This is a genomic window from Microvirga mediterraneensis (genome assembly GCF_013520865.1).
GTDB lineage: Bacteria > Pseudomonadota > Alphaproteobacteria > Rhizobiales > Beijerinckiaceae > Microvirga > Microvirga mediterraneensis.
In genome coordinates, this window is the sequence record NZ_JACDXJ010000001.1 from 4348666 (window position 1) to 4369788 (window position 21123).

22 protein-coding genes are annotated in these 21123 nt (G+C 63.7%); 15 read left to right on the forward strand and 7 right to left on the reverse strand.

What is annotated here, in order from left to right; translation table 11 throughout:
- On the reverse strand, positions 1 to 1185 hold the full coding sequence (locus tag H0S73_RS20655; protein ID WP_181053902.1) for an FAD-binding protein: 1185 nt from the start codon (positions 1183 to 1185) through the stop codon (positions 1 to 3).
- Positions 1182 to 2615 carry an FAD-linked oxidase C-terminal domain-containing protein gene (locus H0S73_RS20660; RefSeq protein WP_181053903.1) on the reverse strand — a complete coding sequence of 478 codons (1434 nt, stop codon included), beginning with the start codon at positions 2613 to 2615 and terminating at the stop codon, positions 1182 to 1184. The genes H0S73_RS20655 and H0S73_RS20660 overlap by 4 nt, the downstream gene beginning before the upstream one ends.
- A gap of 248 nt (positions 2616 to 2863) precedes the next feature.
- Here H0S73_RS20660 and H0S73_RS20665 point away from each other — a divergent pair, with 248 nt between their 5' ends.
- The 9 genes from H0S73_RS20665 (at position 2864) to bfr (ending at position 9684) form a co-directional block, all read left to right on the forward strand.
- On the forward strand, positions 2864 to 3253 hold the full coding sequence (locus H0S73_RS20665) for a c-type cytochrome (protein WP_181053904.1): 390 nt from the start codon (positions 2864 to 2866) through the stop codon (positions 3251 to 3253).
- Positions 3250 to 4047: a (Fe-S)-binding protein gene (locus H0S73_RS20670; protein ID WP_181053905.1), complete on the forward strand. Its 798-nt coding sequence runs from the start codon at positions 3250 to 3252 to the stop codon at positions 4045 to 4047. Before H0S73_RS20665 ends, H0S73_RS20670 begins: the two co-directional genes overlap by 4 nt.
- Positions 4044 to 4571, forward strand: a complete 528-nt coding sequence (locus H0S73_RS20675) for a DUF6653 family protein (RefSeq protein WP_181053906.1) — start codon at positions 4044 to 4046, stop codon at positions 4569 to 4571. Before H0S73_RS20670 ends, H0S73_RS20675 begins: the two co-directional genes overlap by 4 nt.
- Positions 4568 to 6001 (forward strand): LutB/LldF family L-lactate oxidation iron-sulfur protein, encoded by a 1434-nt coding sequence (locus H0S73_RS20680; protein WP_181053907.1) that lies wholly within the window; start codon positions 4568 to 4570, stop codon positions 5999 to 6001. Before H0S73_RS20675 ends, H0S73_RS20680 begins: the two co-directional genes overlap by 4 nt.
- Positions 5998 to 6669, forward strand: a complete 672-nt coding sequence (locus H0S73_RS20685; RefSeq protein ID WP_181053908.1) for a LutC/YkgG family protein — start codon at positions 5998 to 6000, stop codon at positions 6667 to 6669. The genes H0S73_RS20680 and H0S73_RS20685 overlap by 4 nt, the downstream gene beginning before the upstream one ends.
- The gene (locus H0S73_RS20690; RefSeq protein WP_181053909.1) at positions 6666 to 8090 is read left to right on the forward strand and encodes an ApeA N-terminal domain 1-containing protein; all 1425 of its coding nucleotides are present in this window, start codon (positions 6666 to 6668) and stop codon (positions 8088 to 8090) included. Before H0S73_RS20685 ends, H0S73_RS20690 begins: the two co-directional genes overlap by 4 nt.
- A gap of 81 nt (positions 8091 to 8171) precedes the next feature.
- The gene (locus tag H0S73_RS20695; protein ID WP_181053910.1) at positions 8172 to 8741 is read left to right on the forward strand and encodes a putative glycolipid-binding domain-containing protein; all 570 of its coding nucleotides are present in this window, start codon (positions 8172 to 8174) and stop codon (positions 8739 to 8741) included.
- 118 nt (positions 8742 to 8859) lie between these two features.
- Complete coding sequence (locus H0S73_RS20700; RefSeq protein ID WP_181053911.1) at positions 8860 to 9117, forward strand: (2Fe-2S)-binding protein; 258 nt, start codon at positions 8860 to 8862, stop codon at positions 9115 to 9117.
- Between the two features lie 81 nt (positions 9118 to 9198).
- Positions 9199 to 9684, forward strand: a complete 486-nt coding sequence (bfr, locus tag H0S73_RS20705) for a bacterioferritin (protein ID WP_181053912.1) — start codon at positions 9199 to 9201, stop codon at positions 9682 to 9684.
- Between the two features lie 298 nt (positions 9685 to 9982).
- Here bfr and H0S73_RS20710 read toward each other — a convergent pair whose 3' ends face one another.
- The 3 genes from H0S73_RS20710 to H0S73_RS20720 all read right to left on the reverse strand — a co-directional run bounded on the left by H0S73_RS20710 (position 9983) and on the right by H0S73_RS20720 (position 15944).
- The gene (locus H0S73_RS20710; RefSeq protein WP_181053913.1) at positions 9983 to 12706 is read right to left on the reverse strand and encodes a bifunctional acetate--CoA ligase family protein/GNAT family N-acetyltransferase; all 2724 of its coding nucleotides are present in this window, start codon (positions 12704 to 12706) and stop codon (positions 9983 to 9985) included.
- Positions 12707 to 12843: 137 nt separating this feature from the next.
- Positions 12844 to 13254, reverse strand: a complete 411-nt coding sequence (locus H0S73_RS20715) for a GNAT family N-acetyltransferase (protein WP_181054412.1) — start codon at positions 13252 to 13254, stop codon at positions 12844 to 12846.
- A 38-nt stretch (positions 13255 to 13292) separates the two neighbouring features.
- The gene (locus H0S73_RS20720; protein WP_181053914.1) at positions 13293 to 15944 is read right to left on the reverse strand and encodes a PAS domain-containing sensor histidine kinase; all 2652 of its coding nucleotides are present in this window, start codon (positions 15942 to 15944) and stop codon (positions 13293 to 13295) included.
- A gap of 200 nt (positions 15945 to 16144) precedes the next feature.
- On the opposite strand from H0S73_RS20720, the gene H0S73_RS20725 reads away from it, so the two are divergent.
- From H0S73_RS20725 to H0S73_RS20740, 4 genes are all read left to right on the forward strand, one after another.
- Entirely contained in the window at positions 16145 to 16525 is a 381-nt protein-coding gene (locus tag H0S73_RS20725) for a phasin (protein ID WP_181053915.1), read from the forward strand.
- Between the two features lie 34 nt (positions 16526 to 16559).
- Positions 16560 to 17054, forward strand: a complete 495-nt coding sequence (locus H0S73_RS20730; protein ID WP_181053916.1) for a phasin family protein — start codon at positions 16560 to 16562, stop codon at positions 17052 to 17054.
- A 61-nt stretch (positions 17055 to 17115) separates the two neighbouring features.
- A complete protein-coding gene (locus H0S73_RS20735) occupies positions 17116 to 17550 on the forward strand; it encodes an NUDIX hydrolase (RefSeq protein ID WP_181053917.1) in 435 nt (144 codons plus the stop codon).
- Positions 17551 to 17845: 295 nt separating this feature from the next.
- Positions 17846 to 18553 (forward strand): outer membrane protein, encoded by a 708-nt coding sequence (locus H0S73_RS20740; protein WP_181053918.1) that lies wholly within the window; start codon positions 17846 to 17848, stop codon positions 18551 to 18553.
- An 81-nt stretch (positions 18554 to 18634) separates the two neighbouring features.
- On the opposite strand, the gene H0S73_RS20745 is transcribed toward H0S73_RS20740, so the two are convergent.
- Positions 18635 to 18862, reverse strand: a complete 228-nt coding sequence (locus tag H0S73_RS20745) for a hypothetical protein (protein WP_181053919.1) — start codon at positions 18860 to 18862, stop codon at positions 18635 to 18637.
- A gap of 232 nt (positions 18863 to 19094) precedes the next feature.
- Between H0S73_RS20745 and H0S73_RS20750 the strand changes: the two genes are divergently transcribed.
- Both H0S73_RS20750 and H0S73_RS20755 read left to right on the forward strand, forming a co-directional pair.
- A complete protein-coding gene (locus H0S73_RS20750) occupies positions 19095 to 19268 on the forward strand; it encodes a hypothetical protein (protein WP_181053920.1) in 174 nt (57 codons plus the stop codon).
- A gap of 271 nt (positions 19269 to 19539) precedes the next feature.
- Positions 19540 to 19848, forward strand: coding sequence for a hypothetical protein (locus H0S73_RS20755; RefSeq protein WP_181053921.1), 309 nt, complete (start codon positions 19540 to 19542; stop codon positions 19846 to 19848).
- Positions 19849 to 19933: 85 nt separating this feature from the next.
- Here the strand turns inward: H0S73_RS20755 and mmsB are convergent, their stop codons facing one another.
- On the reverse strand, positions 19934 to 21079 hold the full coding sequence (gene mmsB, locus H0S73_RS20760; RefSeq protein WP_425488234.1) for a multiple monosaccharide ABC transporter permease: 1146 nt from the start codon (positions 21077 to 21079) through the stop codon (positions 19934 to 19936).
- Between the last annotated feature and the right edge of the window lie 44 nt (positions 21080 to 21123).

Genomic DNA, 21123 nt, shown 5'->3' on the forward strand with positions numbered 1-21123 from the left:
TCAGATCCCCGCATACATCCGGCCCGGATTGAGAATTCCGGCGGGATCGAAGGAGGCCTTGATGCCGCGCGTGAGCGTCATGAGGGCGTCGGGCTGCGGCTCGAACACGTCGAGGGTGGAGCGGATCTCGGCGGGCGCGCGCCCCAGGGGGGCATGACCGCCGAAGGCCCGGGGCGCCTCGCGCAGGACCGGGGCGCCCGCGTCTCCCCTGGTCGGCGTCGAGAGCCAGATGAGCCCGCCGCCCCAATCGTAGAACCATTGCGCATCGAGCGATTGCGCCACCTGGGCGACCAGGTCGGGGCCTTTCGTGGGAGCCGTCGACACGCGCCAGACCGCCCGCTCGCCCTGATCCGTCAGCAGCGCCACATCGCGCACCGATTGCCAGAGCGCCTCAGCCCCGACGCCCTCGAGCAGGTCCATGAACCGGAAGCGCTTCAGCAGGCGCTTGAGCTCGTTCATGCGGTAGTCGACCGAGACCCTGAAGCCTTCGAGCCGGATCAGCGTGGTGCCGCCCCGGCGGTCGCGGTCGGGAACATGCGCCGCGCCGGTCACGTCGAAGGGCGATCCGAGGGCCATGGAGAGGGCCTCGATGGCCTGCCGGTCGTCGAGGCCTCGGATGGCCAGCGTCGCCATGCGCTCCTGTTTCGGCAGGACCTTGAAGGTGACTTCCGTCAGGAAGCCGAGCGTGCCCCAAGAGCCGGCCATGAGCTTTACGAGGTCGAGCCCGGTGACGTTCTTCATCACGCGGCCGCCGGATTTCACCACCTCGCCGCGCCCGTTGACGAAGCGCACGCCGATCAGGCTGTCGCGGGCGGCGCCCGCCATGATCCGGCGCGGGCCGGAGAGATTCATGGCCGCCACCGCCCCGATGGTCGGCTCGCCCCTGGTGCCGAGGAGCCCGCGATAATCCATGGGCTCGAAGGGCAGCTCCTGGCCTTTCGCGGCCAGCACGCGCATCACCTCCAGCACCGGTGTGCCACTGCGGGCGGAGATCACGAGTTCGGACGGCTCGTAGAGGGTGATGCCGGTCATGGCCGAGGACGAGATCGAGGCGTCGGTCTGGTTCGGCCGGCCCATCGGGGCTTTCGTGCCGTTGCCGGACACGTTGAGAAGCGTGCCCCTGTCGGCGGCCTCGCGGATGATGATGGATGCGTCCTGCTCGTCGCGGGGGGTATAGGTCGTCACGCGGCGAGCCTTCCTTCGAGCGGGAACACCTTTGCGGGATTGAGCAGCCAGCCGGGGTCGAACACGCCGCGCACGCGCATCTGCTGCTCCAGGTCCGTGGCGTTGAACTGATAGGTCATGAGGTCCCGCTTCTCGATGCCGACGCCGTGCTCGCCGGTCAGGCAGCCGCCGACCTCGACGCAGAGCTTGAGGATGTCCTCGCCGGCCTTCTCGGCCTTCTCCATCTCGCCCGGCACGTTGGTGTTGAACATGACGAGCGGGTGCAGGTTGCCGTCGCCCGCATGGAACACATTGGCGACGCCGAGCCCGTAGGATTTCACGATCTCGTCGATGCGCTTGAGCACGTAGGGCAGCTGCCCGGTCGGGATCGTGCCGTCCATGCAGATGTAGTCGGCGATGCGCCCCGTGGCCCCGAAGGCCGACTTGCGGCCCTTCCAGATCGCCGCGCTCTCGGCCTCCGATTGCGAGACCTTCATGGTTTTTGGCCTGAACGGCTCGGCGATGGCCACGATGCGCCGGAGCATGCCGTCGATTTCCGCATCGGAGCCCTCGACCTCCACGATCAGCATGGCCTCGACGTCGAGCGGATAGCCCGCATGCGCAAAGGCCTCGCAGATCTGGATGGCGGGCTTGTCCATGTATTCGAGCGCCACCGGAATGATGCCCGCCCCGATGATCGCCGCCGTGCAGGCGCCCGCATCCTCCACGGTGGAGAACCCGAAAAGGGCCGGACGGGCCCCTTCCGCCGCCCGCAGGATGCGCACCACGGCTTCCGTCACCACCCCGAGCTGGCCTTCCGAGCCGCAGATGAGGCCGAGGAGATCATAGCCCGGAGCATCCAGGTGCTCGCCGCCGATCTCCACCACCGTGCCGTCGAGGAGCACGATGGTGACGCCCAGGAGATTGTTGGTGGTGACCCCGTATTTCAGGCAATGGGCCCCGCCCGAATTCATCGCGATGTTGCCCGCGATGGTGCAGGCGAGCTGGCTCGACGGGTCGGGGGCGTAGAAGAAACCCTCGTAGGATACCGCCTGGCTGATGCCGAGATTGGTGATGCCCGACTGGACCCGCGCCGTGCGGTTCTCGAAGCTGACGTCCAGGACCCGGTTCATCTTGGCGACGCCGAGCACGATGGCGTCCTCCTGGGGAATGGCACCGCCGCAGAGCGAGGTCCCCGCCCCGCGCGGGACCACCTTCACCCCGTGGTCGTGGCAGAAGCGCATGATGGCCGCGACCTCCTCGGTCGTGGAGGGCAGCACGACGGCGAGCGGCATCCGGCGGTAGGAGGTCAGGCCGTCGGTCTCGAAGGCCCGGCGCTCGTCCTCGGTGACGATCAGCGCCTCGGACGCGACAAGGCGTCCCAAACCCTCGACGATCTCCCTCCGGCGCGCCAGAACCGCTTCGTCCGGTTTCGGAAATGCAATGGTCATGACACCCTCCCTCAAGGGTCATCGCTGCGTCCAGGGAATGGCTACCTCAACAATAAGGCGGCTTTCCCCGATGGCGTTTTCCAATAATGTAGAATGTCTCTAGCGCATTGTGCGGAAAAGTGGACCCGGTTTTCCGCCCGAACAATGCGCTGCGCAAAAAAAGGAGCATCGGATTGGTCCCGAAAGTGGTGTCCACTTTTGGATCCGGTGCCCTAGGATGGGCCAGGGGTCCAGCAAAGGAGTTTTTGATGCGTTCCTTCGTTCTTTCCGCCGCCCTGCTTCTCGCCGGGCTCGGTTCCGCTCAGGCCCAGGACGCGGCCGCCGGCGAGAAGGTCTTCACGCAATGCCGGGCCTGCCACCAGATCGGGGAGAATGCGAAGAATGCCGTGGGTCCGGAGCTGAACGGCCTCATCGGCCGCCATTCGGGTTCGGTCGAAGGCTATAACTACTCCCCGGCCAACAAGAATTCCGGCATCACCTGGGACGAAGCCACGTTCCGGGAATACATCAAGGATCCGAGGGGCAAGATTCCCGGCACCAAGATGATCTTCGCCGGCGTCAAGGACGAGCAGAAGGTCAACGACCTCGTGGCCTACCTCAAGCAGTTCGACGCTTCGGGCAAGAAGGTCGCCCCATGAGCGTTCTGCCCTCCCAGGGCCAGCCCGTGAAACCCCGGGTCGGCCTCTTCGTCACCTGCCTGGTCGACCTGATGCGTCCCTCGGTGGGCTTCGCCGCCGTCAAGCTCCTGGAGGATGCCGGCTGCACCGTCGACGTGCCCGTCCAGACCTGCTGCGGCCAGCCGGCCTACAATTCAGGCGACCGCGGCACGACCCGGGACCTCGCCATGCAGGTGATCGAGGCCTTCCATGGCTACGATTACGTGGTTGCCCCCTCGGGCTCCTGCGCCGGAACGATCAAAGCCCATTACCCGGAACTGTTCGAGGAAGATCCGAACTGGCGCACCAAGGCCGATGCGCTGGCCGCCAAGACCTATGAGCTGACGAGCTTCCTGGTCGACGTGCTCGGGGTCACCAGGGTCGAGGCCTCCTTCGACGGACCCGTGACCTATCACGACTCCTGCTCCGGCCTGCGGGAGCTCGGCGTCAAGGCCCAGCCGCGCCGGCTCCTGTCCAGCGTCGAGGGCCTTACCCTCGTCGAGATGAAGGACAGCGACGTGTGCTGCGGCTTCGGCGGCACCTTCGCGGTCAAGTACAGCGACATCTCGGGCGCCATCGTCGGCGCCAAGGCCAAGAACATCGAGGAATCCCACGCCCCGACCCTGCTCGCGGGCGATCTCGGCTGCCTCATGAACATGGCCGGCAAGCTCACCCGCGACGGCAAGCCGATCCAGGTCCGCCACGTGGCGGAGGTTCTGGCCGGCATGACGGACGAACCGGCGATCGGCATGGCCAGGGAGTCCCGTTCCGCATGAGCAACCCGGCCCGTTTCGCGGCGCGCCTGTTCCGGATGGACGAGCGCACCTGGGAGCGCCATGCGAGCCCCTGGAGCGTTTGGTCGCGGGTGGCCTCGCTCCCGCTGCTTCTTCTCGCCATCTGGAGCCACGCATGGATCGGCCTCTGGGCCGTCCCGGCGACCGGGCTGGTCTTCCTGTGGCTCTGGCTCAATCCCCGGCTCTTTCCGGCCCCGGCGCGAACCGACACCTGGAGCGCGAAAGCGACATTCGGCGAAAGAATCTTCATGAACAGGGCAACGGCCCCTATCCCCGGCCATCACGTGAAGGTCGCCAATCTTCTCATGACAGCATCCGGCATCGGCTTCGTCATGGCCTTGGCGGGCGCCGTCATGAACGATCTCCTGATGACCGTTGCGGGTGGTCTTGCCTCCTGGTTCGCCAAGATGTGGTTCTGCGATCGCATGGTCTGGCTCTTCGACGATATGAAAGACCGGAATCCAGCCTACGCCGCATGGATCCGCGTTAAGGATGAGGCGCAATGACCGTTCATTCCACTTCTCCCCAGTTCAAACAGAACGCCGCGCGGGCGCTGAGCGACAGCCAGCTGCAGAAGGCGCTCGGCAACGTGAAGCAGGGCTTCATCGACAAACGCCAGGCGGCGGCCGACAAGCTGCCGGAATTCGAGGCGCTGCGCGATGCGGCGCGGGATATCAAGAACCACACGCTGGAGCACCTCGACCTTTATCTCGAAGCCTACGAGGAGAAGGTGAAGGCCTCCGGCGGGCATGTGCATTTCGCCCGCAACGCCGACGAGGCCCGCGACCTCATCTTGAGAATCTGCCGCGAGGCCGGCGCCAGGACGGTCACGAAGGGCAAATCCATGATCTCGGAGGAGATCGGGATCAACCACCACCTCGAAGCGAACGGCATCCGGCCCGTCGAGACGGATCTCGGCGAATACATCATCCAGCTGCGCAACGAGCTGCCGAGCCACATCATCGCGCCCGCCGTCCACCTCAACGCCACGCAGGTGGAAGAGGATTTCCGGCGCGTCCACACGCATCTCGACGCCAAGCGCGATCTCTCGGAACCCGTGCAGCTTCTCACCGAGGCGCGCGCCGTCCTGCGCGAGCGCTTCCTCGCGGCCGACGTGGGCATCACCGGGGCCAACTTCCTGGTGGCAGAGACCGGCACGTCGATCATCGTGACGAACGAGGGCAACGGCGATCTCACGCAGATCCTGCCCAAGACCCATATCGTGCTCGCCTCCCTGGAAAAGCTCGTTCCGACGCTGGAGGACGTGAGCCAGCTCCTGCGCGTGCTCGCCCGCTCGGCGACCGGCCAGGAGATGTCGGTCTACACCACGTTCTCCACCGGCCCCCGCCGCAGTGCCGACGCGGACGGGCCGGAGAACTACCACGTGGTTCTCATCGACAACGGCCGCTCCTCCATGCTCGGCACGAGCTTCGAGGAGATGCTGCGCTGCATCCGCTGCGGCGCGTGCATGAACCATTGCCCGGTCTACCACGCGGTCGGTGGACACGCTTATGGCTGGGTCTATCCCGGCCCCATGGGTGCGGTGCTCACGCCGTCCCTCATCGGCGTCGACAAGGCCGGTCACCTGCCCAACGCCTCCACCTTCTGCGGCCGCTGCGAGAGCGTGTGCCCCGTGCGGATCCCCCTGCCCAAGCTCATGCGCCACTGGCGCGAGCGGGAATTCGAACGGCACCTGACGCCGGCGACCGTCCGGTCCGGCCTGCAATTCTGGGGCTTCTTCGCCAAGCGCCCCGCCCTCTACCGGTTTGCCACCCGCGTCGCCATGGGGGCCCTTTCTCTCGCGGGCCGCCAGCGCGGGCGGTTCTCCTGGCTTCCCATGGCCAAGGGCTGGACCAAGTACCGCGACTTTCCCGCCCCGCAGGGCGAGACGTTCCAACAGCGCTGGAAGCGCGAGCGCAAGGGAGCCGCCGCATGAGCGCACGCGACGACATCTTCGCCAATATTCGTCGCTCCCTCGGCGTCAACGGCACTGAGAAGATCCGCCACCAGATCGTGGCGGACCGTCTGGAGCGCGCGCCCAAGGGGGTGATCCCCCAGCGCGGGCAGGTCTCCGGCGAGGAGCGGATCGCGCTCTTCAAGACCATGGTCGAGACGTCGCTCGCCACGGTGACGGAGGTCGCCTCCCCGGCCGAGGTGCCGCAATCCATCGCGCTCTTCCTGCGCAACCACAATCTGCCCGCCACCCTGCGCATGGGCGACGATCCGCGCCTCCAGGCCATGCCCTGGTCGGACACCGCGCTCGACATCACCCATGGCCCGAGCGAGGGCCGCGACCTCAACGCGGTGAGCCACGCCTTCGGGGGCATCGCCGAATCCGGCACGCTCGCCATGGTGTCGGGCCACGAGAACCCCTCCACCCTCAACTTCCTGCCCGACAACCACATCATCGTGGTCTCGGCCAAGGACATCGCAGGCGATTACGAAGCCGTCTGGAACCGGGTGCGCTTCGCCTACGGCAAGGGCACCATGCCCCGCACGGTGAACTTCATCACCGGCCCGTCCCGCTCCGGCGACATCGAGCAGACATTGCTGCTCGGCGCCCACGGCCCAAGGCGGCTGCATGTAGTGGTGGTGCGTGAATGATTGTCGGACGGTTCACTACGTCAGAATTTCCAGGGATTGAATTTTCTGGGCACTTTGATCCTGATGATGCGAATGAAATTGTTTTGTTCTGCAACATGCCGGAAAGAGCAGACACATTAGTATCAAGACCTAGAAGCTTTACACTTTCTGGTATGGCATCTGATGGGAAGCACTATTTATTCCTTTACACGTCTATTTTGCGGGTAACGACTTATGGCGCTTTCTCTATGGCAGAAAAGCATCATCAAATCATTTGCGTTTCGAGCTTTGTTATAAGAAGCAATGACCCACTCACCGAGGATACAAAATTTAAGAGAATAAATTTCAGCTTCGAGAATGCAGAAAAGTTTATTAATCTATCAATTTACGATGACCACTATGCTGATGGCAAAACGTCTATAATCAGCAAAGATAAGGAAATCCGGGATATTGGAGGAAAGATATTCTTTCCTGCAAAATGGCCAACAAATATCAGCTTTCATGATACTTCTTCGTTCTCACATGTACAATTAGAGCGCAATATCAGCACGCATAGCCCATCATACTCATCTCCTGGGGCAGTGGGGAGAATATTTTTTTCAGCGGCTCGGGATTGCGGGTACAACTTCAATGATCTTTGGAAATTCATTGGTAAAATACAACTCATATTCAGCTTAGCTTTACTTCAAATCAATAACGGAAAAGATATCGAAGTTGAGATATCTGAGTATCAGAAGGCAGAAGTTATTTATCATCGAAAGCTTCGTGCAGAAATTGATGATAACTTTACGTGGCAGTTTCACCCGCTAACGGTTCGCTTACGACAAGCTGACTCGTTAAAAATGATTGGTCACATGTTTTGCTCGTTCGAAGCGAACGAGAGTATATGGTCCAATGCCGTTAGATCGATACTCAAACGCAACACGATCTCCGAAGACGATTTTCTTTGGGCGTATCGAGCAATTGACATGCTCTGTGCAAAAAAAGGTAAGAAAAAGCCAATTACAACCCATCCAAGGCTACAGCACATAATTGATACTGCAGCGGAGCAAATCGATGCTTTAGGTGTTGAGAACTCACGTTTCCTGATTGCGAACTTGAGGAACATCAATAAGCCGCCCGCCAGGAACTCTTTTATTAACTTTTACGCAGTAGCACCGAGCCCGAACATAGAAAGATTTTTTGGGCTAAATCGTAGTTTTGCGGAAACAGTCACTAAGCTGCGCAACCATCTGACTCACGGCAATCCTCGTCCAAGGAACCCACGAGCCCTTAATCAATGTATTTACCACGCTAGAGAACTATTATTTTTCTCCGTATTTCTTAGCGTGCTTGATGACCTTGAGATACCATACGCAAGGGGTGACTACACGCCGATTCCTAAGATCACTAACAATGCATTCGAATTCCTCAATGCTGGCGGGTTTGAGACGCTATTTTGAAGTTATCGTATCTTGAGTCGACAAGCCTTCCGGCTCGGCCATAATCGTCTGGCAATGCAGCTTGGAAGCTTGGAGTCCTGCATGTCCATCCCGACACTGATCTTCCGCACCATCCGCTGGTCGGCCTGGGAAGGCTGTGAGGCGGGCATGGAGCATGTGGACGTGCGGCCCGCCGATGGCGGGCTCACCATCTCGGGCGTCGTGATCGCGCGGGAAGACGAGACCGAGTACGGCCTCTCCTATCGGCTCAAGCTCGATGCCCTGTGGCGCACCAAGGAGGTGATCCTCAGAACGACGGCCGGGCATGTGCTGCATCTGGAAAGCGACGGCCAGGGGCACTGGCAGGAGAACGGCAAGGTCCGGCCGGACTTCCAGGGCTGCATCGATATCGACATCCAGGCGACGCCGCTCACCAACACGCTCCCCATCCGGCGCCTCGACCTGGAGACCGGCGAGAGCACGGATATCCGCCTGTGCTACATCGCCGTCCCCGACTTGATCGTCACCTCGGCCAACCAGCGTTACACCGCGCTCGATGCAGGCACGCTCTACCGCTTCGAGGGTCTGGAGAGCGGATTCACTGCCGACCTGCCTGTCGACGAGGACGGGTTCGTTCTCGATTATCCCGGCTTGTTCAAGCGCCTGGGTTAAGTGTTACGCCTTAACCGTGACATCCGGGCACAGGCGATCGCGCTGGCGCCGTGCTACTTTTTCCTTTAAGTCTTTGATATCACATGTAGTTTTTAGTCATTCTAAACTAGAACAACAAATGATCGTCTGTTCCTGCAACATCCTCTCCGACGGCGATGTCAAAGCCTGCCTCAAGCCGGGACCGGAATGCCCCCGCACTCCGGCGCAGGTCTATCGCTGTCTCGGCTGCAGCCCCAATTGCGGGCGCTGCGCACGGACGATCCGTGCCATCATGGACCAAGCCCTGATCGACGCGGGCGTGGAGCCCATCGCGGCCTGCAATCGCGGCTGCTGCCCGACTACGCTCGAGAAGGCTGCGGCCGAACCCACCCTTTGAACAAAAGGACTTTCACCCTAATTCATAAATCCTCTAAAGAGAGACCCGGCGCGTCCGGCGCCGCATGGACGAGAGGGTAGGATGAAGGGTGATCCCAAGGTAATCGAGTATCTCAATCGCGGCCTGCGCAGCGAGCTGACGGCGGTCAACCAGTACTGGCTGCATTACCGGCTCCTGGACGATTGGGGATACAAGGAACTTGCGAAAGCCTGGCGCAAGGAATCCATCGAAGAGATGCACCATGCGGACCGCTTCATCGAGCGGATCATCTTCCTCGAGGGCTTCGCCAACCTGCAGGTGCTCGATCCCCTGCGCATCGGCCAGAACATCCAGGAAATCCTCGAATCCGACCTCGCGGCGGAATACGATGCGCGCAACCTCTACGGCGAGGCCGCGGCCTATTGCGACAGCATCGGCGACCGCGTGTCGAAGAACCTGTTCGAGGAGCTGATGACGGACGAGGAAGGCCATATCGACTTCCTGGAAACCCAGCTCACCCTCGTCGAACAGGTCGGCATCGAGCTCTACGCCCAGAAGCATATCGGCGGGGTCAAGGACGAGGATTGAGGCTCCGGTGCCTTGATCTGAGACGGAGCGTGTCATTCCCGGCCGGAGCGCAGCGGAGGGGAAGGGAATCCATAACGCTGCGCGTGGCAATGGATCCCCTTCACGCACTTTGTGTGCCGGGGATGACACCCACCGCATCATGGCCGGCCTTGTGCCGGCCATCCCGATAAGGTGAGGCTCAACGCTTCAACCAATCGAAATCACCGGCCCAAGGGTGGTGATGACGTGAGAGCGAATTGCCGGAAGAATCCACCTCGACGGAAGCGTCGATCACCCGCCCCAAGGCGGGCTTTTTTCTTCATCCCGTTTGAGCGAGCTTGCCCGGTTCCTCGATTGAGGCGATCGGCAGGGTGACGAGGCGCAGTTCCGGGTCGTCGGGATCGATCCGGATCGTGAATCCGAGATTGCGACACATGTCGAGCATGGTGGAGTTCTCGCGCAGCACCTGCCCCTCGATCTCGCGCAAGCCTTCCGCCTTCGCCCATTCGATCATCAGCCGCATCAGCTCCCAGCCCAGGCCGAGACCCTTGAGGTCCGAGCGGAGGAGAATGCCGTATTCCCCGGTCTCGTGGTTCGCATCCGCGTGGAGGCGGACCGCACCCATCATCTCTCCGGTGCCGTCGTCGAAGGCCACGAACGCGATGGCGCGGGCGTAGTCGAGCTGCGTCAGCCGGGCGAGGAACGTGTGGCTGAAATCGCGGACAGGGGCGAAGAAGCGAAGGCGCAGGTCCTCCGGGGTGATCTGCTCGAAGAAGCGTCGGAACTCCGCCTCGTCCTCCGGCCGAACGGGCCGGACGAAGGCGCTCCGCCCATTCCGCAGCGTGATCGTGCGCTCCCATTCCTTGGGGTAGGGCCGCACGGCGAAGCGCGGATGGCCGCTGCCTTTCCGGGTTTCGGGCGCGACCGCCACCCGGGCATCGACCGCGATCACGCCGGTATGGTCGGCCAGCAGCGGGTTGATGTCGAGTTCGCGGATTTCCGGAATATCGGCCGCCATCTGGGCGAGCTTTACCAGAGTCAGGGCAATCGCCCCCTCGTCGGCCGCCGGGACGTCCCGATAGGCCTTCAGGCGCCGTGACACGCGGGTGCGGGCGATCAGGTCGTCGGCGAGCTTCAGGTCGAGGGGCGGCAGCGCCAGCGCCTTGTCGTTGATGACCTCCACGGCCGTGCCGCCGCGCCCGAACAGCACGACGGGACCGAAGGAGGGATCGTCCGCGAGGCCCACGATGAGCTCGCGGGCTTTCGCCCGCCGCACCATGGGTTGGACGGTGACGCCGGTCACGTGCGCCTGCGGCTTCAGGCGGGCGGCCCGCTCGAAAATCTCGGCGGCCGCCTTGCGCACCGCCTCCTCGGTCGTCAGATCGAGCTTCACGCCGCCGATATCGGACTTGTGGACGATGTCGGGCGAAAGGACCTTCACGGCCACCGTGCCGCCCTCGGCCAGGATGGGCCGGGCCGCCTCGGCGGCCTCGTCGGGCGTCGTCGCGAGGATCACGGGCGCGGTCGGAATGTCGTAGGCCCGCAGGAGCGCATCGACCTCCAGCGGGTCGAGCCAGCGGCGGTTCTGCGCCAGCACGTGCTCGACGACGGCGCGGGCCGCCTCCGGGTCCGGCTCGAAGTCATGGGGCAGGTTGTCCGGCGTCTCCATGAGCTGGTCCTGCGCCTCGCGGTAGCGCACGAGCTGGATGAAGCCGCGGATCGCATCGGCCTCCGTGGTGAAGTTCGGAATCCTCGCTTCCTCGAACACCCGGGCCGAATCCGGGTCCTCGCCGATCCAGGCGGCGAAGACCGGCTTCTGCCGGTACCCCCGGGCCCGGTCGCGCTTGACCACGTCCACCACGGCGGTGGCCACGTCGGACGCCCCGGCGATGGCCGTCGGCACGTTGAGGATGAGAACGGCATCGTTGTCCGGATCGGCGAGCAGGGCCTCGAGGGCGCCCGCATAGCGGCCCGGTTCCGCGTCCCCAACGATGTCGATCGGGTTCCCCTTCGACCAGGTCGGCGGCAGGATGGCGTTGAGGGTTTCCCGTGTCCTGTCCGACAACGTGGCGAGGGTTCCGCCCAGATCGATGAGCCGGTCGACGGCGAGAACTCCGACACCACCTCCATTGGTAAGAAGTGCCAGTCGGTTGCCAGGAAACGGCTTCTGCCGCCCGAGCGTCTCCGCCGCCGCGAAAAGCTGGTCGAGATCGAGCACCCGCAGCAATCCCGCCCGGCGGAAGGCCGCGTCATAGACCGCATCGGATCCGGCCAGCGCCCCCGTGTGGGTCGCGGCCGCCCTCGCCCCTTGGGCATGGCGTCCGGCCTTGATCACCACGACCGGCTTGACGCGCGCGGCCGCACGGGCGGCCGACATGAATTTCTGCGCGTTATCGATGGACTCGATGTAGAGCAGGATCGCCCGGGTCCCGCTGTCGGCGGAGAAGAAGTCCAGGCAATCGCTGAAATCCACGTCGACCTTGTCGCCCAGTGAGACGATGGCCGAAAACCCCACCTGCCGCTGCGCCGCCCATTCCACGAGGCCCGCCGCCACCGCGCCTGATTGGGACACGAGCGCCAGATCGCCGGGCTTGGCGCTGTGGGCCGCAAAGCTCGCATTCATCCGGGCGCGCGGAGCCAGCACGCCGATGCAGTTGGGCCCCACGATGCGCAGGCCGTGGGCGCGTGCCGCAAGCCGGACCTGATCGCCCAGGGAGCCCTCGCCGTAGCCCATGCCCGCCGTCGCCACGATGGCGGCGCTCACACCGCCCTCCCCGGCCTCCTCGATAACGCCGAGCACCCGCTCCGGCGGCACGGCGACGACGATGAGATCGGGCACTTCGGGAAGTGCGGACAGGGAAGCGAAGCAAGGCCTTCCCTCGATCTCGACGTGGTGTGGATTGACGGCGAAGAGCTCACCCTGGAAGCCGCCCGCGATGAGGTTGCGCAGGAAGGTCAGTCCGAGAGACCCCGGACGGGGGCTTGCGCCGACCACCGCTATGGAGCGGGGATTGAAGAGCTTGTCGAGGCGATAGGTAGACATGGCGATCCTTCGTCCCGGGCGTTCACGTCACAACGTATTGCGGCCTCTCATAACCGCAATAGGGGTCAACCCTATTGATCTATCTCAGCCCGGGTTGCATCCGTCCGCAGGATGCGTTCATGCCGGGCCTTCATGGATCAATCCCGCACCCACCGGTAATGGGCATCGGGCACCCGTTCTTCGTTGCCGGAGCCGTCGGTCGTGGCGACCAGTCGAAAACCCTGCCCCTCGTAGAAGCGGCGGGCCTGCGCGTTGTCCTGGAACGTCCAGAGATTGAGTTCCGGTCGATCCCGTCTGACGGCGGATAGAAGAGCCCGGCCGACGCCGCGGCCGTGCCAAGCCGGATCGACATACAGATGATCGAGCCAATCGAGCCTTGCCCCGGCAAAGCCGATCAGCCGCCCCTCGGCATGGGCGAGCCAGATCTCCGACGTGGGGAAGACATGGTCACGGAAAAAGGCCAGATCCTCATCCGGCGTATGGAGGTCCGGCAGGTAAGGCAGGCAGGTCTCGCGCACATGGCGGTTCAGGGCCGCCACGGCAGGCATATCCGGCAGAGCGGCGCGGCGCAGGGCGAAGAGAGACACTACTCGGCCATGACCCGAGTCGGCGGGAAGATCACTTCGACGAGGGTCCCCTCGCTCGGCTGGCTTGCGATCTGGAGCGCGCCCCGGTTCGCCTCGACGAGCGCCTTGGTGAGCGGCAGGCCGAGCCCGGTGCCGCCGCGCCTGCGCGACGTGGCGAGCTGGCGGAACGGCTCAAGGGCGGCCTCGACCTCCTCCGGGGTCATGCCGATGCCCGTATCGCGCACCCGGAAGGCCACCTCGCCCCGGTCGGTCATGGCCGTGGAGACGATGACCTGCCCGCCTGCGTCCGTGAACTTGATGGCGTTGGATACGAGGTTGAGCACGATCTGGCGCATGGAGCGCTCGTCGGCCACCACCGGCGGCAGCTTCGGGGCAAAACTCATACGCATGACGATGCGGTCCCGCGCGGCCTGCGGCTGAAGCAGGGTCACGCAGGACGAGACCAGCTCGTTCAGGCTTACCCCGGTGAAGGACAGTTCCAGCCGGCCGGCCTCGATCTTGGCGAGATCCAGGAGATCGTTGACGAGGCTGATCACATGGGAGCCGGACGCGTGAATGTCCTTGAGGTATTCCTTGTAGCGGTCGTTGCCGATGGACCCGAACCGCTCTTCGAGCATGACCTCGGCGAAGCCGAGAATGGCGTTCAGGGGCGTGCGGATCTCGTGGCTGATCGTGGCCAGGAGATCGGATTTCTGAGCGCTCGCCTCCTCGGCGGCGTGCTTGGCGCCGAGGAGCTCGCCCTCGGTCCTCTTGAACGCCGTGATGTCGCGAAGAACCGCGCAGAAGCGCCGGTCCGGCCCGTCGCCCAGGCGCCCCATGGTCATGAAGAGCGGAATCGCCCCGCCCTGACGCTCGCGGCCGACGACCTCGCGCCCGTCGTTGAGCAGGCTTCGCATCCCCGGCGAGCGCAGGCTTTCGAGATAATCGAGGGCCACCATGTGGCTCTCCGGCGCCAGGAGCACAGTGATGGCATCGCCCGCCACCGCCTGCTCGTCATAGCCGAACAGCGCTTCGGCCGAGCGGTTGAGCGAGAGGATCCGCCCGGTCTCGTTGAGCACGATCACACCGTCCGTGGCCGTGTCGAGGATCGCCTCCAGCTCCTGGATGCGGCTGTCCTGCGGCGGCGCCGTCTCCAGGCTCAAGGCCCTACGGATGACCATCAGGTCCGCAGGTTCGCCATCCCATTCGGTCGAGGACGCGCGCACGGCGACGGAGATGTTCTCGTTAGCCCGCGTGGTCAGCGCGAGGGCGGAATCCTCGTCCCCTGCCCCGCTGAGAACAGGAGACCCTCGGAACAGGTGAACAAGACCACCCTCGGACCGGATCTGGTCGATGTCCTCGTAGCCGGTCAGGTCCAGCAGGAACCGGTTGGCGAAAAGGATGGCCTCGCCGCGATGAACCAGGATGCCGATGGGCAGCCGGTTGAGAATACCGGTGTGATCCTCCGGGGCCGTCGATGGCGGTACAAGGCGCGGGCCCGGCTCTTCACCCGCCTCAGCTTCCTCGGGGAGAGGCGCACCCTCCTCCAGGCGTGCTCCAAGGGCGCGTGCGATTTCCCGGAAGGCGTTGCGTTCCGTGCTTGAGAGGCCCGAGGCCTGAGACTGCTTCTCCGCAGGGCGGGGGCGTTCGATGGGTTCCGGATCAGGCGGCTTGGGGCCGGAGAGCGCGGCAGCTACCTGGTCGCGCAAGTTCGAAAACCATGTGTCCTCGTCTGATTGCGCGGCTTCGGCGGTGGGCTCCTCCCCGGGCATTTCCTCAGGCGGACGGAACGGCAGGGTCTCGCCGTTGACAAGACTTTGCGCGATCAGGTCGGCGGCCGCGTCCGGGATCGTCCGCTCCTGGACGTCATCCATGCGCAAAAGACCGAAGCCCCGGAATCCGATGAGCTCCCGGCCCGGACCGAAGACCGGCATACCGGCCCAATCGACGGGGACCTGCAGGGAGGAATTGTCGATGCTCCAGAGGATCGTGCGCCCGCTCCAGGTCTCGCGGCGGCCGAACAGGGCCGCGACGCTGCCGTCCGGATCCTCCACGACGCTCCGCGACACCTCCTCCCAGGTCTGGCCGACGATATTGCCCGCCATGGCTCCCACAGCCAGGGGAAGGTCATGTGATACATCGGTGAAACGGGTTGCCGCATCCGTGTGCCAGATGAAGCGAACCGGACCGGGGCGCCTGTCCGGCAGACGAGTGGCATCGCCTTCCACCGGTGCTGACGGCTCGATGCTCGGCGGCTCCGATTGCCGTACCGTGCGGAGGGACGAGGCAACTTTCGGCACGGGTCCGACGAAGGCCGTCACGAGAACGGTCTCGCCGGTCTCGAGCGACGCCAGGCGGCAGAGGGTTGCAACCGGCAGCCAGGGCCGAGACGGATCGAGCCGCAGGCGCTCCTTCAAGGCGCCGTGGCGGGGGGCCAATCCTCCCGCCAGAGCCTTGATCCGATCGCGCGCCCGGAGGCCCGGGAGTGTCCGGCCGGCTTCATCCGTGAGGGCGCCCCTCAATGCCGCTGCGGCAGGCGAGGCCCAGAGCAGCCTCTCCCCCGCCTGATCCCAGACGAGCACGCCCGTACCCGGCCGGGCCAGAAGGCTCAGGTCCGGCTCGGCGGCGAGCTGCGCGATCAGCGCTTCGAATGGGTCGGGACCACCCGTCATCAACGGTCCTTGCGGTGAAAGAACTGAGAGTCACTCAAGAAGAGGTTCTAGACTAATATCGACGGCCAAGCATGCAAGGTGGGACACTTGAATCCATTTACTTTCAGGTAACCTTAATAAGACGAATCATCAGGGAGTTGATTTTGCATCGCACAATGTGATATTGCACTGCACAAATACCAAACGACAAGGAGCGTTTCATGGCCACGAATCCGACCCAAGGTTACGAAGTTCCCCCGGAAATGCGCGACTTCGCCGAGAAGAGCGTCGAGCAGGCCCGCAAGGCCATCGACGGCTTCATGAGTGCCGCCCAGAAGACGGCCGACACCTTCGAAGGCTCCGCGACCACCGTCCAGGCCAGCGCCAAGGATGCCGCGCGCAAGACCTTCGCCTATACCGAGCAGAACCTGTCCGCCGCCTTCGACCTCGCGCAGCGGATGGTGCGCGCCAAGGACATGCAGGAAGCCATGCAGATCCAGGCCGAGTTCGTCCGCAGCCAGTTCGAGGCGATGCAGACCCAGATGAAGGAATTCGGCTCCCTGGCTCAGACGGCCATGAAGCAGCCGGGTTCCAAGAAGTAATCCCGTCTCCCCCAAACCTTGCGAGGACCTCACGATGGCGGAAGTGAAGAAGCCCAGAGCCAAGACGACAGCGAAGACCGCGCAGAAGGCCACCGATCTCGTCGAGATGGCAGCCATCCCGGCCGCCGAGACGATCGAGGCCGTAGCGGAAGCGAAGCCCGCTCCGCTGCCTGCAACGATCGCTGGGCCCGCTGAGGCAGGTGCCATCTTCTCGTCCGCCAAGAAGCAGGGTGACGTCTTCCGCAAGGCCATGAGCGAGGCCGTGGCGGCATCGGCCAAGGGTGCCCTGGAAGTGAACGACAAGATCATCGACGCCATGAACTCACAGCGCCATGCCGCTCTGGACCTGTGGCGCTCGGCGATCAGCCCCACCCCGCTTCCCGAGGTCCTCAAGGTCCAGAGCCAGGCGACGCGTCAGGCTTACGAGACCGCCTCCGCCCAGTGGAAGGACATCGCCGAGACGACGGCCCTCTGGTTCACCAAGAGCCTGGAGCCGCTGCAATCGGCGCTGCACCGCTCGGGCCGCTGACCAAGCTATCCAGCGACGAACCTTTAAGTTAAGGCTCGGCCATCCAGGCCGGGCCTTTTCCATGTCCCCTACTCCCATTCCCGCCGTCATCGCCGTTGTCATCCGCGAAGACCGGACATTGCTGGTGCGCCGGGCCAACCCGCCCGATGCGGGCCTTTGGGGCTTTCCCGGCGGCAAGATCGAGTTTGGCGAGACGGTCACGGATGCCGTGACCCGGGAGCTTCTGGAGGAGACGGGAATCCAGGCCGAGGCCCGGGACGTCATCACCACGCTCGATGTTCTCGTGCGGTCTTCATCCGGCGCGGTGGAGCAGCACTACATCCTGATCGCCGTGCAATGCCGCTGGGTGGCGGGCGAGCCCGTCGCCGGCGACGATGCCCTGGAGGCGCGTTGGTTCGACCTTGCGGAACTCGATCCGGGCCGCCTGCCCATGAGCGCGGACGTGGACGTGATCGCCCGGCAGGCTCACGCGGCTTCGAACCACGACGGGATCTGACGATGAAGCGATGACAAAAAAGGCCCCGCCTTGAAAAAGGCGAGGCCAAGTTCTGTCTCTTGCTTTGAGGCCTCGCGGCCAAACTTCACCCTGCGATCTGCGCATAATCGCCCTTCGATCTCAAGCTGAACGCAGGCGCTATGGTTGATGGAAAGTAAACGTTCATAAACCGTCAATCATGTTTCGACTGATTACAGCCGAGCATATTGCAACAATCTCTCGCGATCCCTTATTAGACCCGGGACAGGCAATAAATGCCTATCCGACTTTTTGTTGCTAAGCACGGAATACAGTTATGCGTCACTCTGCTCTTGGACTTCTCGCGGCCACTGCGGCTCTCGCCATCGCGGCTTCGACGGCTCACGCGGCTGACCTGCCGAGCCGCTACTCTCCTGCTCCGGCCTACAATGCGCTCCCGATCTTCACCTGGACGGGCTTCTATGCCGGTCTGAACGCAGGCTATGGCTGGAACGTCGGCGACAGCCGCTACTACGATCCGGCCTTCGGCACGGTCCGGGGCAGCCGCGGCGGCGGCTTCGTGGGCGGCGCCCAGGCTGGCTACAATTACCAGTTCGGCATGTTCGTGGCCGGCGTCGAGACCGACCTTCAGTATGCCGCCGTCGGCAACAAGGGCGCGTCCTACGGCACCACGTATTATGACGGCGATTCCGACGGCTTCTTCGGCACGATCCGCGCCCGCGCCGGCGTCGCCTTCGACCGCGCCCTGGTCTACGGCACGGGCGGCTTCGCCTATGGCGATATCGGCGGCAACCGCGGCTACGACCCGGTGCTCGGCCACCACACCGGTGACGAAGTCAACTGGGGCTGGACCCTCGGCGGCGGCGTGGAATATGCCATCACCAACAACTTCACCGCCAAGGTCGAAGGCCTCTATGTCGACCTCGACACGAAGGACAACTACGTGCTCGGCGGCCGCGTGAACGTGAACCGCGATGCGGAATTCGGCGTCATCCGCGCAGGTCTGAACTACAAGTTCAACTGATCACGCCGCATCCTCGACAACGCAGAAGGCCCGGTGGCAGCACCGGGCCTTTTTCATGTGACGAAGCCAACAGGAAGACGCTCAAGGATCGTTGACGCCCTTCGGCACCGTGAACGCGCCCTTGGCGGCCTCGCTCCGCTTGAGATCCAGCAGGCGACGCGCGGCGACGCCGCCGGGCTCGGATGAATAGAGCCTGTTGTTGAGAACCTCGATCTGCCAGCGCTGCAATTCGAGCAGGGCCTGCAAGCCCCTCACCCGTGCCTGGAGAGCGAGAGCATCCTTCAAAGGGTCTGGTCCGCCGGTCGTCATGGGACCATCCCTGACAATCTTGGGATGAATCATGTCTGAACGCGCAATGTGAGAGGCTGAACACGTATTCGATTTTGACGGCCGGGGACATCGCCCGTGAGGCCCTCGAGCAAGGGTGCCCAAGCTAGACAATATTACGCCAGAATTATGTTTCCTTCCCCTGTCCAGATTGTCGCGCAGGAACCGGGAAGACGTCAGACGGTTGCTCCTGCACAGCTTGATGGAGATTGCCATGCCCGAGCCACGCCACGAAACGGAGGCCGAGAAGATCCTCGCGACATTGAGCGCGGCGATGCCGGATGAGAACGCCCTGAGGCAAAGCCGCCGCCTCCTGGCCGAGGCCCTGGAACAGGCGGAGCAGCGCGGGCGCCGGATTTCCGGGCGCCAGAAGGAGTCGAGCGGCTAGAGCATCCCCGTCAAAGCACATGTGCGTTTTGCGTGGGAAGCAGCGTCAGACCCAAAGCGAGAGCCGTTCTTACGCAGGTGGGAAAAGCCAAGGTTCTTCAGACATCTCTAACGATGGGCGTGTGACATTTATCAATGATGGCACGCCCCTCCCCTGCGACATCGACGGCTAGGAACGGCCCCTCGCGAGGGACGTTCCTTCCTCGTGTACGATGGGACACAGCGGAACGTTCTCGGGCGTGGTGATGTCCGAGCGTTGGGAGAATCGATCAATGCGCTCAACTTTGCTTGCAACCATGCTCGGCACCCTGGGTGCCTTCGCAGCCGGCTCTGCAGCTCTGGCGGCCGACACACGCATTGCATCGATGCCTTTCAGCGAATGCCTCTCGATCATCAACGAAGCCGCGCAGGACGTGGACGAGCAGCCGGTCAAGCTTGTCAGCAACGACGATATGGTGACGGTTCGCATCAACGCTTCCGATGGCTTCGTCACGGTGTCCTGCGACCGCAGCGCCAACAAGATGACCCTGACCAAGAGCCCGGTTCCTGAAGCGGCGGGCCTGACCGCTTCCGCCCATTAATCGGAACGACTCAAGATCGCGCCCAATGAAACGGCGAGCCCGAGGCTCGCCGTTCGCATGTCCGAGGCCGGCGTGAGCGCCTGCCTCACTTCTTCCTGTTGTAGACGTCGAGGGAGACGGCTGCGAGCAGCACCAACCCTTTGATGACCTGCTGGTAGTCGATGCCGATGCCGAGGATCGACATGCCGTTGTTCATCACGCCCATCACGAAGGCGCCGATGACGGCGCCCGTCACCTTGCCGACGCCGCCGGTCGCGGAGGCGCCGCCGATGAACACGGCCGCAATCACGTCGAGCTCGAAGCCGAGGCCCGCCTTCGGCGTCGCCGTGTTGAGGCGGGCGGCGAAGATGAGGCCCGCGAGTCCCGCCAGAACGCCCATGTTGACGAAGGTGAGAAAGGTCAGGCGCTCGGTCTTGATGCCCGACAGCTTGGCCGCCTTCTCGTTGCCGCCGAGCGCGTAGATGCGGCGGCCGATCGTGGTCCGGTTGGTCACAAAGGCGTAGAGTGCGATCAGGACCGCCATGATGACCAGCACGTTCGGCAGGCCGCGATAGGTCGCCATCAGGTAGCAGAACGCGACGACGAGAACGGCCAGCAGGGCATTCTTGAACAGGAACAGGCCGAAGGGCGCGGTCTCGACCGCGTGCTTGAGCTGGTTGGCGCGGCTGCGGAAGCTGAAATAGATGATGGCCGCCACGCTGGCGGCCCCGAGGAACAGCGCGGTGTAGTTGAAGCCCTCGCCGCCGAAGACATCCGGAATGAAGCCGGAGCTCAGGCGCTGGAATCCGACCGGGAACGGGCCGACCGACATGCCGCCGAGCAGCGCCAGGGTCAGGCCCTTGAAGACGAGCATGCCGGCGAGCGTGACGATGAAGGACGGGACCTTGAAATAGGCGACCCAATAGCCTTGCGCCGCACCGATCATGCCGCCCACGATCAGGCACGCGATGGTGGTCGTCACCGGATCGAAGCCCCAGCGCACCATCATCATGGCCGCCAGCCCCCCGACGAAGCCGACGATGGAGCCGACCGAGAGGTCGATATGGCCCGCCACGATGACCAGGAGCATGCCCAGCGCCATGATGACGATGTAGCTGTTCTGGAGCACCAGGTTGGTCAGGTTGAGCGGCCGCAGCAGGGTTCCGTCCGTCACTACCTGGAAGAACAGCATGATGACCAGGAGCGACAGAAGCATGCCGTAGTCGCGGAAATGGGTTTTGACGAACTCCATCCACGACGTCTTCTGCTGGGGAACCTGGATCTCGTCGGCGGTTC

Bases quoted from the DNA above. Each gene is read 5' to 3' on its own strand.
- bfr (WP_181053912.1), top strand. From the start codon at position 9,199: ATGAAGGGTGATCCCAAGGTAATCGAGTATCTCAATCGCGGCCTGCGC.
- H0S73_RS20755 (WP_181053921.1), top strand. From the start codon at position 19,540: ATGCGCTCAACTTTGCTTGCAACCATGCTCGGCACCCTGGGTGCCTTC.
- H0S73_RS20670 (WP_181053905.1), top strand. From the start codon at position 3,250: ATGAGCGTTCTGCCCTCCCAGGGCCAGCCCGTGAAACCCCGGGTCGGC.
- H0S73_RS20685 (WP_181053908.1), top strand. From the start codon at position 5,998: ATGAGCGCACGCGACGACATCTTCGCCAATATTCGTCGCTCCCTCGGC.
- H0S73_RS20710 (WP_181053913.1), bottom strand. From the start codon at position 12,706: ATGTCTACCTATCGCCTCGACAAGCTCTTCAATCCCCGCTCCATAGCG.
- H0S73_RS20690 (WP_181053909.1), top strand. From the start codon at position 6,666: ATGATTGTCGGACGGTTCACTACGTCAGAATTTCCAGGGATTGAATTT.
- H0S73_RS20720 (WP_181053914.1), bottom strand. From the start codon at position 15,944: ATGACGGGTGGTCCCGACCCATTCGAAGCGCTGATCGCGCAGCTCGCC.
- H0S73_RS20700 (WP_181053911.1), top strand. From the start codon at position 8,860: ATGATCGTCTGTTCCTGCAACATCCTCTCCGACGGCGATGTCAAAGCC.
- H0S73_RS20675 (WP_181053906.1), top strand. From the start codon at position 4,044: ATGAGCAACCCGGCCCGTTTCGCGGCGCGCCTGTTCCGGATGGACGAG.
- mmsB (WP_425488234.1), bottom strand. From the start codon at position 21,079: ATGGAGTTCGTCAAAACCCATTTCCGCGACTACGGCATGCTTCTGTCG.
- H0S73_RS20750 (WP_181053920.1), top strand. From the start codon at position 19,095: ATGCCCGAGCCACGCCACGAAACGGAGGCCGAGAAGATCCTCGCGACA.
- H0S73_RS20660 (WP_181053903.1), bottom strand. From the start codon at position 2,615: ATGACCATTGCATTTCCGAAACCGGACGAAGCGGTTCTGGCGCGCCGG.
- H0S73_RS20715 (WP_181054412.1), bottom strand. From the start codon at position 13,254: ATGCCTGCCGTGGCGGCCCTGAACCGCCATGTGCGCGAGACCTGCCTG.
- H0S73_RS20730 (WP_181053916.1), top strand. From the start codon at position 16,560: ATGGCGGAAGTGAAGAAGCCCAGAGCCAAGACGACAGCGAAGACCGCG.
- H0S73_RS20680 (WP_181053907.1), top strand. From the start codon at position 4,568: ATGACCGTTCATTCCACTTCTCCCCAGTTCAAACAGAACGCCGCGCGG.
- H0S73_RS20695 (WP_181053910.1), top strand. From the start codon at position 8,172: ATGTCCATCCCGACACTGATCTTCCGCACCATCCGCTGGTCGGCCTGG.
- H0S73_RS20735 (WP_181053917.1), top strand. From the start codon at position 17,116: ATGTCCCCTACTCCCATTCCCGCCGTCATCGCCGTTGTCATCCGCGAA.
- H0S73_RS20740 (WP_181053918.1), top strand. From the start codon at position 17,846: ATGCGTCACTCTGCTCTTGGACTTCTCGCGGCCACTGCGGCTCTCGCC.
- H0S73_RS20745 (WP_181053919.1), bottom strand. From the start codon at position 18,862: ATGACGACCGGCGGACCAGACCCTTTGAAGGATGCTCTCGCTCTCCAG.
- H0S73_RS20725 (WP_181053915.1), top strand. From the start codon at position 16,145: ATGGCCACGAATCCGACCCAAGGTTACGAAGTTCCCCCGGAAATGCGC.
- H0S73_RS20665 (WP_181053904.1), top strand. From the start codon at position 2,864: ATGCGTTCCTTCGTTCTTTCCGCCGCCCTGCTTCTCGCCGGGCTCGGT.